The 11,794-nt window shown below is 62.4% G+C and carries 10 protein-coding genes; 4 read left to right on the top strand and 6 right to left on the bottom strand.

What is annotated here, in order from left to right; all coding sequences use genetic code 11:
* Positions 1-6: 6 nt before the first annotated feature.
* The 5 genes from ssuD to RIN61_RS12940 all read right to left on the bottom strand — a co-directional run bounded on the left by ssuD (position 7) and on the right by RIN61_RS12940 (position 5,285).
* Positions 7-1,155, bottom strand: a complete 1,149-nt coding sequence (ssuD, locus tag RIN61_RS12960; RefSeq protein WP_207877586.1) for an FMNH2-dependent alkanesulfonate monooxygenase — start codon at positions 1,153-1,155, stop codon at positions 7-9.
* A 58-nt stretch (positions 1,156-1,213) separates the two neighbouring features.
* Positions 1,214-2,179, bottom strand: a complete 966-nt coding sequence (locus RIN61_RS12955; RefSeq protein WP_252378462.1) for a sulfonate ABC transporter substrate-binding protein — start codon at positions 2,177-2,179, stop codon at positions 1,214-1,216.
* Positions 2,180-2,263: 84 nt separating this feature from the next.
* Positions 2,264-2,857 (bottom strand): NADPH-dependent FMN reductase, encoded by a 594-nt coding sequence (ssuE, locus tag RIN61_RS12950; protein WP_112251296.1) that lies wholly within the window; start codon positions 2,855-2,857, stop codon positions 2,264-2,266.
* Between the two features lie 289 nt (positions 2,858-3,146).
* Positions 3,147-3,785: a peroxiredoxin gene (locus tag RIN61_RS12945; protein WP_015268594.1), complete on the bottom strand. Its 639-nt coding sequence runs from the start codon at positions 3,783-3,785 to the stop codon at positions 3,147-3,149.
* 165 nt (positions 3,786-3,950) lie between these two features.
* Positions 3,951-5,285 carry an OprD family porin gene (locus RIN61_RS12940; RefSeq protein ID WP_133978297.1) on the bottom strand — a complete coding sequence of 445 codons (1,335 nt, stop codon included), beginning with the start codon at positions 5,283-5,285 and terminating at the stop codon, positions 3,951-3,953.
* Between the two features lie 621 nt (positions 5,286-5,906).
* Between RIN61_RS12940 and tauA the strand changes: the two genes are divergently transcribed.
* From tauA to tauD, 4 genes are read left to right on the top strand one after another with little or no spacing between them, the layout of a single operon-like run.
* Positions 5,907-6,878 (top strand): taurine ABC transporter substrate-binding protein, encoded by a 972-nt coding sequence (gene tauA, locus RIN61_RS12935; protein ID WP_112251292.1) that lies wholly within the window; start codon positions 5,907-5,909, stop codon positions 6,876-6,878.
* Between the two features lie 28 nt (positions 6,879-6,906).
* On the top strand, positions 6,907-7,695 hold the full coding sequence (gene tauB / locus RIN61_RS12930; protein WP_112251290.1) for a taurine ABC transporter ATP-binding subunit: 789 nt from the start codon (positions 6,907-6,909) through the stop codon (positions 7,693-7,695).
* Complete coding sequence (tauC, locus tag RIN61_RS12925) at positions 7,692-8,531, top strand: taurine ABC transporter permease TauC (RefSeq protein ID WP_112251289.1); 840 nt, start codon at positions 7,692-7,694, stop codon at positions 8,529-8,531. The genes tauB and tauC overlap by 4 nt, the downstream gene beginning before the upstream one ends.
* A 48-nt stretch (positions 8,532-8,579) precedes the next feature.
* The gene (gene tauD, locus RIN61_RS12920) at positions 8,580-9,413 is read left to right on the top strand and encodes a taurine dioxygenase (protein WP_112251288.1); all 834 of its coding nucleotides are present in this window, start codon (positions 8,580-8,582) and stop codon (positions 9,411-9,413) included.
* 119 nt (positions 9,414-9,532) lie between these two features.
* On the opposite strand, the gene betT is transcribed toward tauD, so the two are convergent.
* A complete protein-coding gene (gene betT, locus RIN61_RS12915) occupies positions 9,533-11,494 on the bottom strand; it encodes a choline transporter BetT (RefSeq protein WP_166674205.1) in 1,962 nt (653 codons plus the stop codon).
* Positions 11,495-11,794: the final 300 nt, after the last annotated feature.

Raw genomic sequence — 11,794 nt, 5'->3', positions numbered from 1 at the left:
TGGTCCTCAGCTCTGCGCAACGGACTTGGGCAGGATGTCGTTGGCCACCATTTCGCCAAACGGGCTCACATAACCACCGGTCTTGGCTTGCTCCGGGCGTTGCACATCCAGGTGCGGGAACAGCAGCTCGGCCACCCGGTACGACTCTTCCAGGTGCGGGTAGCCGGAGAAGATGAAGGTATCGATACCCAGCTCGGCGTACTCCTTGACCCGCGCCGCGACGGTCGGGCCGTCACCCACCAGCGCGGTGCCGGCACCACCACGCACCAGGCCGACACCAGCCCACAGGTTGGGGCTGACCTCCAGCTTGTCACGGTTGCCGTTGTGCAGGGCTGCCATGCGTTGCTGGCCGACCGAGTCGAAGCGCGCCAGCGAGGCCTGGGCGCGAGCGATGGTGTCGTCGTCCAGGTGCGAAATGAGTTTGTCGGCAGCGGCCCAGGCTTCTTCGTTGGTTTCCCGCACGATCACGTGCAGGCGGATGCCGAAGCGCACCTGGCGGCCCTGGGCGGCAGCTTTCTCACGCACCTGGGCGATTTTTTCAGCGACCGCACTCGGCGGCTCGCCCCAGGTCAGGTACAGCTCGACCTGCTCCGCGGCCAGGTCCTGTGCGGCTTCGGAGGAGCCGCCGAAATACAGTGGCGGGCGTGGTTGCTGGATTGGCGGATAGAGCAGCTTGGCGCCCTTCACCTGGATGTGCTTGCCGTCGTAGTCGACCACTTCGCCTTCCAGCACCTTGCGCCAGATACGGGTGAACTCCACAGAGGCTTCATAACGTTCCTGATGGTTCAGGTGCAGGCCGTCACCGGCCAACTCGTCCGGGTCGCCACCGGTCACCAGGTTGAACAGCGCGCGGCCGTTGGACAGGCGATCAAGGGTTGCTGCCTGGCGTGCCGCCACGGTCGGCGAAATGATTCCGGGGCGCAGGGCGACCAGGAACTTCAGGCGCTGGGTCACCGGTATCAGCGATGCCGCAACCAGCCAGGAATCCTCGCAGGAACGCCCGGTAGGGATCAGCACGCCACCAAAGCCAAGCCGGTCGGCCGCCTGGGCGATCTGCTGCAGGTAGCCATGGTCGACGGCGCGCGCGCCATCGGAGGTGCCCAGGTACTTGCCGTCACCGTGGGTAGGAAGAAACCAGAAGATGTTCAGGCTCATTGGAGTTGTCTCCTCAAGGGGGCTCAGCCAGGGCGACGCCCCGGCGCAGGCAAATCAATCAAGGCGCACTGGCGACCTTGGCCGGGGGTGTCCAGATCACGTCCTTGATGCTCAGCGGCTTGGGAATCAGCTTCAGTGCCTGGAACGTGTCAGCGATCTTCTGTTGCGCAGCCACCACTTCCGGGGTGAGCGGCGCGGCACCGTAGCCTTGGCGCTTGACCGAGGTCAGGGTGATGTCGGCGGGCAGGCCGAGCAGCGGTGCGACCTGGTCGGTCACTTCCTGCGGGTTGGCCCGGGACCATTCACCCACGGCGCGCACTTCTTCGATCAGGGTGTTGATCACCGCCGGGTGCTGGGTCGCGTAGTTGCGAGTGGCCAGGTAGAACTGATGGTTGTCGACCAGGCCCTTGCCGTCGCGCAAGGCATGAGCCTGCAGCTGTTTCTCGGCGGCAGCCTGGTACGGGTCCCAGATCACCCAGGCATCCACGCTGCCGCGCTCGAAGGCGGCCCGGGCATCGGCCGGGGGCAGGTACACCGGCTGGATATCGCTGTATTTCAGGCCTGCGTCGTCCAGGGCGCGAACCAGCAGGTAGTGGACGTTGGAGCCTTTGTTGAGAGCGACTTTCTTGCCCTTGAGGTCTTTGACCGACTGGATGGGCGAGCCCTTCGGCACCAGGATCGCCTCGCTGTGCGGCGCTGGCGGCTCGTAGGCGACGTACAGCAGGTCGGCACCGGCAGCCTGGGCGAACACCGGTGGGGTTTCGCCGGTCACGCCAAAATCGATGGAGCCAACGTTCAGCCCTTCAAGCAGTTGCGGGCCGCCGGGGAACTCGGTCCATTGCACCTGCACGCCCTGCTCGGCCAGGCGCTTTTCCAGCGTGCCCTTGGCCTTGAGCAGCACCAGGGTGCCGTATTTCTGGTAACCGATACGCAGGCTCTCGGCCTGGGCTTGGGTAATGGCGCCGAAGGACACAGCCGCCGCAAACAGGGCGACCAGACCGCGACGCAAGAAGACTGTGCGCATGGCGCTCTCCTGTGCGAGTGGGTTCGGGTTGCACCTGCTTGCCTCGTTGTCGGGCGAGTAAGGTGGTGAAGCGGGTCAAGCCAGTCAGATGCTCCAGCGAGCGCTGATCAGGCGTTCGTTCAATACGCCGGGAGCCACGGGGCGCGGCCGGCGGGCCAGCGCAACATGGAAGGTTTCCAGCGCGTCCTGCAGGCGTTCTTCCAGCGCCGCTGCCAGCTGCGCGGGTCTGCTGCCTTCTGCGTAGGCGACCTGGCTGTCGTCGGCGAAGATCCCTTGCAGGGTCTCTTGCGCCTTGAGTGCCGACAGCACGGGTTTCAGTGCGTAATCCACCGCCAGCATGTGGGCGATGCTGCCGCCGGTGGCGATTGGCAACACGATCTTGTGTGCCAGGGCGCGTTCGGGCAGCAGGTCGAGCAAGGTTTTCAGGGCACCGGCGAACGAGGCCTTGTACACCGGAGTGGCGACGATCAGGCCATCGGCCTGGGCCACCAGCTGCTGGAAGTGCTGCACCTGCGGGCTGTCGAAACGGGCGTGCAGCAGGTCTTCGGCGGGAAAGTCACGTACCTGGAACGTCACTACCTCGACGCCCTGGTCCTGCAGCCACTGGCGAGAACGCTCCAGCAGCACGCCGGAGCGTGAACGGGTACTGGGGCTTCCACCGATTGATACGACCAGCATTGCAGCGCTTCCTTGTGTTCTGTTGGAGGTGACATTAACAGCCGACGCATATATCTAGAAATCATATTTTTTCATTTGTTTATTCCATTTTTATCAATTTCCTATTTTGGCCCTTTCGCGGGTAAACCCGCTCCCACAGGGACCGCACCAGGCCTGGGGCTTCCGTTATCCCTGTGGGAGCGGGTTTACCCGCGAAGAAGCCCATGCAGTTTCAGCAGGCATAAAAAAGGGCCGTCGAAACGGCCCGAATATCCCTGCTATGGCTAAGAGCAATGCAACGAGGAATCCTTTAGCGATTGGGCTGCGGGGTCAGCCGCAGATAGGGTTTGACCGCCCGGTAACCCTTGGGGAAGCGCTGCCTGATCTCTTCCTCATCCTTCAGCGACGGCACGATCACCACATCGTCACCGTCCTGCCAGTTCCCTGGCGTGGCGACCTTGTGGTTGTCGGTCAGCTGCAGCGAGTCGATCACCCGCAAGATTTCGTTGAAGTTGCGCCCGGTACTGGCCGGGTAGGTGATGGTCAGGCGCACCTTCTTGTTCGGGTCGATGACGAACAGCGAGCGCACGGTCAGGGTGTCGCTGGCGTTCGGGTGGATGAGGTCGTACAGGTCGGACACCTTGCGGTCGGCGTCGGCGATGATCGGGAAGTTGACCACGGTGTTCTGGGTTTCGTTGATGTCATCGATCCAGCGGTGGTGCGAATCGACCGGGTCTACCGACAGGGCAATGGCCTTGACACCGCGTTTGGCGAAATCGTCCTTCAGCTTGGCGGTCAGGCCCAGCTCGGTGGTGCAAACCGGGGTGAAGTCGGCCGGGTGGGAGAACAGAACCCCCCAGCTGTTGCCCAGCCACTCGTGGAAGCGGATCTTGCCTTCGCTGGAATCCTGTTCGAAATCGGGGGCGATATCGCCGAGTTTTAGGCTCATGGGCTGCGGCTCCTGTGCTGGGTTCTGTACCGTGTAGGTTCAATGTGCCTGCATTCGATTAAAAATAAAAAGAATAAATACTGATTTATTTATAACCATAAGGCATACGGAATTGCAGGCATGAAAAAGCCTCGCACTAGGCGAGGCTTCTTGTTCAGCTACGGCTTACAGGAAGTTGTAAGTGTAGTTCACGATGAAGCGAGTCTGGTCTTTGTCCAAAGCGCTCTCACCGCTACCACGGTAGACACCTTGACGCAGGCTGAAGCCCAGGCCTTTGAGAGCGCCTTGCTGAAGGGTGTAGTCGACGCGTGCGTCGCGTTCCCATTCGTTGTAGCTGCCGTCGCCCGACTTGTTGCGGACATCGTCACCACGCAGGTAGGCCACCGAAGCCTTCAGGCCTGGAACGCCCAGAGCCGCGAAGTCATAGGAGTACTGACCGAAAGTGGTGTTTTCACCGGCGCGAGCGAACTGGTTGATCATGCTGTCAGTGAACAGGTAGAAGCTTGCGCCACCATTGCCTTCCAGCGAGGAAGTGGAGCCGTCCTTGCGGACGCTACCCTGGTTCAGCCAGACGAAACCACCATCGTCACCCACTTGCTGGTGACCGAGCATCAGCGCGTGGCCACCCAGGGTGTAGGTGAACATGGCGCTCCAGGTCTTGTTGTCGACCTCGCCCGCGTTTTTCGCGTAGCCACCGTTGTTGTCGAAGGCGTAACCGGTCTCGCCATTCTTGCCGTCGCTGCGGCTATCGAAGTAGCGCAGGTCGGTCTTGAACGACTGGTTGTCGGCGATCTTGAAGACGTGAGTGGCACCCAGGAAGTGCTGCTTGTAGAAGTCTTCCAGGTTCGAGTAGTAGTACTGCAGGGTCAGGTCTGGAGTGAGCTTGTAGTCACCACCGGCGAACTGGAACTTGTTGCTGTCGCGGAAGGCACCCGAAACCGACAGACCGGTACGGTTGCTCGAAGCACGACCCATGGCGTGGGTCAATTGACCTGCGTTGAGGGTCAGGTTGTCGATTTCCTTCGACTGAAGGGTGCCACCCTCGAAGGTCTGCGGCAGCAGACGGCCGTCGTTGGACACCAGGATCGGCAGCATAGGCGCCAGGGCGCTACCGTAGTGGACCTCGGTCTTGGAGAAGCGAGCCTTGGCGTTACCACCAATGCGTGCCCAGTCGTGGACTGCCGAACCATCGGAGTCGCTTGGGAAGAAAGTATTGTTGGCATCAGGACGGCTGCCACGGCCACCATCCAGGTGAATGCCCCACAGCGCTTGAACATCGACACCGAAGCCCACGGTGCCTTCGGTGAAGCCAGACAGGTAGTCGAGCTTGAAGCCCTGACCGCTTTCTTTCTGGTCGATACCGCTTTCACGGTTGTCGTCGTTGAAGTACATGGTGCGCGAGCTGAGCGACAGTTTGCTGTCTTCAACGAAACCGGCAGCGCCTGCTTGTTGGGCGAGAACCCCCAGTGCCACGGCCAGGGCCAGGCTGGACTTGTACATGTTTTGCTCCTCTACGTTCTAATTTTTGTGTATCTCTGGCGGTGGGATCTGCTGCCCCGCTCACCGTGGATTGGCGATTTAGTCCCAAAGCGTGACCATGAAGTCAATCGTTTCTAAACGTTTCGCGACTTTGGTCTAAGACGCCAGCTGCGCTACAGGATAATGACAATCCTATAAATCCAAAATGACCGTTTTATGAATTGCTAAGATTTTTACGGAATATGTTAGGAACTGTTACTGCATTTCGTTGTATCAACGGCCATTGTCATAACTAAAGGTTATTTGCAAACGTTTGCTCATAACCTAATTCCGGATCGTTCTATCGGGACGGAAAAGCCTAGCAGCGGTCTCTGGTTTCGCCATTGAGCGAAATCACCCCGAGTCGCGCCGTAATGCGATCGATGTGGGAGCGGGCATGCCCGCGAAGCAGGCGACGCGGTGGATGGCACCGGCGTCGCCGGTGTTCGCGGGCACGCCCGCTCCCACATCGGTCGCACTACGGTGGCATGGATTAGCAATTGGCTCCTAAGCTAATGCAAAAAAGTTATTTATTTTAGTTTTCTTAGATCATTTAGCCTTCTCGCCATCCATCACACCCGATTGCCTGACGAGAGGTTCACCATGATCCCGCACGCTCCGCTGCGCCTGTTCGCCGCCCTGACCCTCGCCAGCGCCAGCTGGTTGGCCCAGGCCGCAGACCTCACCGTGGCCTACCAGACCACCGTCGACCCAGCCAAGGTGGCGCAGGTCGATGGCAACTACGAAAAAGCCAGCAAGGCCAGCATCGACTGGCGCAAGTTCGACAACGGCGCCGACGTGATCACCGCCGTAGCCAGCGGCGATGTGCAGATCGGCTACCTGGGCTCCAGCCCGTTGGCCGCCGCAGCCACCCGCAAGCTGCCGGTCGAGACCTTCCTGATTGCCACGCAGATTGGCGCCGGTGAAGCACTGGTCGCCCGCGACAGCATCAAGACTCCGCAAGACCTGGTCGGCAAGAAGGTCGCCGTGCCGTTCGTCTCCACCGGCCACTACAGCCTGCTGGCTGCGCTGAAGACCTGGAACATCGACCCGTCCAAGGTGCAGATCCTCAACCTGGCGCCGCCGGCAATCATTGCTGCCTGGAAGCGCGGCGATATCGACGCCACCTACGTCTGGGACCCGGCCCTGGGCGTGGCCAAGGAAAACGGCAAGGTGCTGATCACCTCCGGCGAGCTGGCCAAGAAAGGTGCGCCGACCTTCGACGCATGGATCGTGCGCAAGGACTTCGCCGCCAAGCACCCCGACGTGGTCAAGGCCTTTGCCAAGGTCACCCTTGACGCCTACGCCGACTACCGCAAAAACCCGCAAGCCTGGCTGGCCAACCCCGACAACGTGAGCAAGCTGGCCAAACTGTCGGGCGCCAAGCCTGCTGACATCCCGGTGCTGCTGCAGGGCAACGTCTACCCGCTGGCCGCCGACCAGGCCAACGCACTGGGCGCGCCGACCACCCAGGCGCTGACCGACACGGCCACCTTCCTCAAGCAGCAAGGCAAGGTCGACGCGGTACTGCCGGACTACTCACCGTACGTCAGCGCCCAGTACCTCCCCAACTAAGCCTGTAGAAAACCGACCGGAGCCTGCCATGGCCTTGCTCGAACTGGAGCGCATCAGCGCACAGTACCCCGGTGCCGAAACCCCGGTACTGGCCGACATCAACCTGAGCCTGGGGCCACGCCAACTGCTGGTGGCCCTGGGGCCTTCCGGCAGCGGCAAGACCTCGCTGCTCAACCTCATCGCCGGCTTCGTCGCCCCCAGCGGCGGGCGCATCACCCTGGACGGCGTGCCCGTCCAGGGCCCCGGTGCCGAGCGCGGCGTAGTGTTCCAGGACGATGCGCTGCTGCCCTGGCAGAACGTGCTGGGCAACGTCGCATTCGGCCTGGAACTGGCCGGCGTGCCGCGCGCCGAGCGTGAAGCCAAGGCTCGCGAAATGCTGGCCCTGGTCGACCTCGAAGGCTTTGGCGAACGGCGTATCTGGCAATTGTCCGGTGGCCAGAAGCAGCGCGTCGGCCTGGCTCGGGCATTGGCAGCCAACCCACGGGTGCTGCTGATGGACGAACCGTTCGGCGCACTTGATGCCTTCACCCGCGAGCAGATGCAGGAGCTGTTGCTGCAGGTATGGCAACGCACCGCCAAGCCGGTGTTCCTTATTACCCACGACATCGAAGAAGCAGTGTTTCTTGCCAGCGAGCTGGTACTGCTGGCGCCCAACCCGGGGCGCGTGGTGGAGCGCCTGCAACTGGACTTCGGCCAGCGGTACGCAGCCGGTGAACCGGCGCGGGCGATCAAGTCCGACCCGGCCTTCATCGAAACTCGCGAACACGTACTGGCGCGGGTGTTCTCCCAACGTCAAAACCTGCAGGAGCGCGCATGAGCAGCCTGGACCTGCCGGTCGCCGGCAAACACAACCCCCAACCCCGGCCAGCCACCAAGCTGCGCCGCACCCTGCCCACCCGCTGGATCAGCACCCTGACCCTGGCCAGCTTGCTGTTGGCCTGGTGGCTGGTGACAGCGGCCGGCTGGATCGAGCCGCTGTTCCTGCCCTCGCCCGCCGACATCCTGGCCAAGGCCGGGACCTTGCTGACCCAAGGCTACATGGATGCCAGCCTGTGGCAGCACCTGGGTGCCAGCCTGGGGCGCATCGGCGTGGCCCTGCTGGCGGCCACCCTCACCGCCATCCCGGTGGGTATCGCCATCGGCTACAACCGCGTGGCCCGCGGCATTCTCGACCCGCTGATCGAGTTCTACCGGCCGATCCCGCCGTTGGCCTACTTGCCGCTGATCGTCATCTGGTGCGGCATCGGCGAGCTGTCCAAGGTGCTGCTGATCTACCTGGCAATCTTCGCCCCCATCGCCATTGCCACCGCCACCGGTGTGCGCACGGTCGACCCGGCCAAGCTGCGTGCCGCGCAGTCGCTGGGCGCGACCAAGGCCCAGCTGATCCGTCATGTGATCCTGCCCAGCGCCCTGCCCGACATCCTCACCGGCATCCGAATTGGCCTTGGGGTCGGCTGGTCGACCCTGGTGGCCGCCGAACTGATCGCCGCCACCAGCGGCCTGGGCTTCATGGTGCAGTCGGCGGCACAGTTCCTGGTTACCGATGTGGTGGTGCTGGGCATCCTGCTGATCGCCCTGATCGCCTTCGCCCTGGAAATGGGCCTGCGTGCCCTGCAACGCAAGCTGGTGCCTTGGCACGGGCAGAGCCACTGAACCCTGTTGACCACGCCAGCAGCCTGGCGCCTGATTGAAGAGACCGACATGAGCCTGACCATCACCCCCCTCAGCCCGGCGCTTGGCGCCCAGATCAGCGGCGTGGACATCAGCCGTGATATCACCGTCGAAGAACGTGACGCCATCGAGCAGGCACTGCTGCAACACCAGGTGCTGTTCTTCCGCGACCAGCCGATCAACCCGCAGCAGCAGGCGCGTTTTGCCGCCCGCTTCGGCGACCTGCATATCCACCCGATCTACCCCAACGTTCCGGAAACCCCGCAGGTACTGATCCTCGACACAGCGGTGACCGATGTGCGCGACAACGCGGTGTGGCACACCGATGTGACCTTCCTGCCGACCCCGGCCCTGGGCGCGGTGCTCAGCGCCAAGCAGTTGCCGGCCTACGGTGGCGATACCTTGTGGGCCAGCGGCATCGCTGCCTTCGAAGCCTTGTCGGCACCGCTGCGCGAGATGCTCGACGGGCTGACCGCCACCCATGACTTCACCAAGTCGTTCCCGCTGGAGCGCTTTGGTACCACGCCGGAAGACCTGGCGCGCTGGGAAGCAACCCGGCGCAACAACCCGCCGCTGTCGCATCCGGTGGTGCGCACGCATCCGGTGAGCGGGCGCAAGGCGCTGTTCGTCAATGAGGGGTTCACCACGCGCATCAATGAGCTGAGCGAGCTGGAAAGCGAGGCGCTGCTGAAACTGCTGTTCGCCCATGCGACGCGGCCGGAGTTCAGCATTCGCTGGCGGTGGCAGGAGAATGACGTGGCGTTCTGGGACAACCGCGTGACCCAGCATTTTGCCGTGGATGACTACCGACCGAACCGGCGGGTGATGCATCGGGCGACCATCCTCGGGGATGCGCCCTTCTAGTTTTTGCCTGTACCGGCCTCTTCGCGGGTAAACCCGCTCCCACAGGTGCTACACAGGCTTCAAAACCAGCGCCGTACCTGTGGGAGCGGGTTTACCCGCGAAGAGGCCGGTACAGGTTATTACCTGACCAGATGCAGGAACTGCATGTGCCGCTCGTACTGGTCGAGGATGTCGTTGATGATCTGCTCTTTGCTGTAGCCCACCAGGTCATAGTTCTGGCTGCCTTCGCTCAGGTGCACCTCCGCCCGGTAGTAACGGCGGTTCTTCAACTCCTGCGTACCCAGCCCACCCAGGGCGAACGATGGCGTGAAGTAGCCACGCATCTGCACCTGGTAAATGAACGGCTGTTCCTCGCCATGGCCAATCTTCAGGCTGACGTTGTCATGGCTCGGGTCGTCCTGGGTAATCAGCACCAGGCCCTTCTGTTCGAACACTTCACGCACATCGGCAATTGCCGGGCGCACCACGTCGTCCATGAAGCGGTACACCTCATCACGCGACGGGAAGTGCACCGCCTGGCTCAGGCGCTGGCGCCAGCCGCCACGGCCGCGGCGTGACTGGGCGAACGGGGCCAGCGAATGCATCTGTGCGATCTGCCGTTGCGACTCCAGGTAGAACGCCTTGTGCAGCCCCCACATCATGCACAGCAAGATAAGCGAGAACGGCAATGAGGTCAGCACCACCGCCGATTTCAGCGAATCGATGCTGCCAGCGAACAGCAGCGCACTGGTGATCAGCGCCGTCATCGCCCCCCAGAAGATACGCAGCCAGTTCGGCCCGTCCTCGTCGGCATCGCCACCCTTGGCCGACAAGGTCGACAGCACCACGGTACCCGAGTCGGCAGAGGTGACGAAGAACACGAAACTGATGAACACCGTCATGGCGATCACCGTCTTGCTCCAGGGGTAGGTCTCCAGCAGCAGGTACAGGCTCATCGACGGATTATCCAGCGCCGACTGGCCCAGCGCTGTCATGCCGTGGTTGATGACCTGGTCCAGGGCGCTGTTGCCGAAGATGGACATCCACGCCAAGGTGAAGCCCAGCGGAATCAACAGCACGCCAAAGACGAACTCGCGGATTGTGCGGCCACGGGAGATGCGGGCGATGAACAGGCCCACGAACGGCGCCCAGGCAATCCACCAGGCCCAGTAGAACACCGTCCAGCCGCCCAGCCAGTCGCGATTTTCGCCATAGGCATAGACGTCGAAGCTCTTGCGCGGCAAGGCACCCAGGTAGTCGCCGAGGTTCTGGATCAGCGTGTTGAACAAATGCTGGGTAGGCCCGGCGAACAACACGAACAGCAACAGCGCGCAGGCCAGGAACAGGTTGATGTCGCTCATCACCCGCACGCCCTTCTCCACCCCGGCGACGGCGACCGCCACCGCCGCGCCCATCATCAGTGTGATGAGCAGCACCTGCACCCACTGGCTGTGGTCGATGCCGAACAGGTAGTCGAGGCCGGCGTTCAGGTGCAGCACGCCAAACCCCATGTCGGCACCCAGGCCGAACACCGTGGCGATGATGCCGAAGCCGTCCACCGCATAGCCGATCGGCCCGTTGATGCGCTTGCCGATCAGCGGGTACAACGCCGAACGCAAGGCCAGCGGCAGGTTGTGCCGGTAGGCGAAATAGGCGAGGGCCATGCCGACGAAGGCGAACACGCCCCAGCCATGCAGGCCCCAGTGCAGGAACAGGATCTGCATCGCCTGGCGCCCGGCCTCGGCCGTGCCCGCTTCGCCCTGGGGCGGCTGCAGCATGTGCGTCAGGGGTTCGGAGACGCAGAAGAAGAACAAGGTGATGCTGATACCGGCGGCGAACAGCATGCCGGCCCACGACAGGTAACTGAACTCGGGCTCGTCGTGGTCGGCACCGAGCTTGATCTTGCCGTAGCCGGACAAGGCGGTGACCACCACGAAGACCAGGTACAGCGTCATCGCCAGCATGTAGTACCAGCCGACCGTGTTGGCAGCCCAGTTCTGCGCCGCCAGCAACCAGTCACCTGCTGCTTGCGGAAAGGAAATGACCACCAGGCCGAAGATGAGGATGAAACTTGCCGCGAAATAGAACACCGGAGGGTTCATGCGGATCTTGCCATTGGCAAGGGAAGGGGTCGGTGCACTCATTGGGGGCGCACCTCGTCGAATGACGTAAGGCTCGGAATGAACGGGTTCAGCAAAGGAATCCTCCTGTTGAACACCGGCAGCGGACCAGCGTTTTTCATTGAACAAGCGTTCAAGTTAAACATGGATCGGATTTCAATGCGAATTGGGGCGCTGATTGGTGTCCTCCTGTTCCGGCCCTTTCGCGGGTAAACCCGCTCCCACAGATACTGCACAGAATTCAAAATCTGTGGGGGTTCTGTGGGAGCGGGCAAGCCCGCG

Origin of the sequence: Pseudomonas inefficax, from assembly GCF_032164165.1 — a bacterium.
In the GTDB taxonomy this organism is placed as follows: Bacteria; Pseudomonadota; Gammaproteobacteria; order Pseudomonadales; family Pseudomonadaceae; genus Aquipseudomonas; species Aquipseudomonas inefficax.
Note: the sequence above shows the minus strand (reverse complement) of the source record. Positions and strands in the feature narration are given on the sequence as shown.

Bases quoted from the DNA above. Each gene is read 5' to 3' on its own strand.
- ssuD (WP_207877586.1), bottom strand. From the start codon at position 1,155: ATGAGCCTGAACATCTTCTGGTTTCTTCCTACCCACGGTGACGGCAAG.
- tauD (WP_112251288.1), top strand. From the start codon at position 8,580: ATGAGCCTGACCATCACCCCCCTCAGCCCGGCGCTTGGCGCCCAGATC.
- tauB (WP_112251290.1), top strand. From the start codon at position 6,907: ATGGCCTTGCTCGAACTGGAGCGCATCAGCGCACAGTACCCCGGTGCC.
- RIN61_RS12940 (WP_133978297.1), bottom strand. From the start codon at position 5,285: ATGTACAAGTCCAGCCTGGCCCTGGCCGTGGCACTGGGGGTTCTCGCC.
- tauA (WP_112251292.1), top strand. From the start codon at position 5,907: ATGATCCCGCACGCTCCGCTGCGCCTGTTCGCCGCCCTGACCCTCGCC.
- tauC (WP_112251289.1), top strand. From the start codon at position 7,692: ATGAGCAGCCTGGACCTGCCGGTCGCCGGCAAACACAACCCCCAACCC.
- RIN61_RS12945 (WP_015268594.1), bottom strand. From the start codon at position 3,785: ATGAGCCTAAAACTCGGCGATATCGCCCCCGATTTCGAACAGGATTCC.
- betT (WP_166674205.1), bottom strand. From the start codon at position 11,494: ATGAACCCTCCGGTGTTCTATTTCGCGGCAAGTTTCATCCTCATCTTC.
- ssuE (WP_112251296.1), bottom strand. From the start codon at position 2,857: ATGCTGGTCGTATCAATCGGTGGAAGCCCCAGTACCCGTTCACGCTCC.
- RIN61_RS12955 (WP_252378462.1), bottom strand. From the start codon at position 2,179: ATGCGCACAGTCTTCTTGCGTCGCGGTCTGGTCGCCCTGTTTGCGGCG.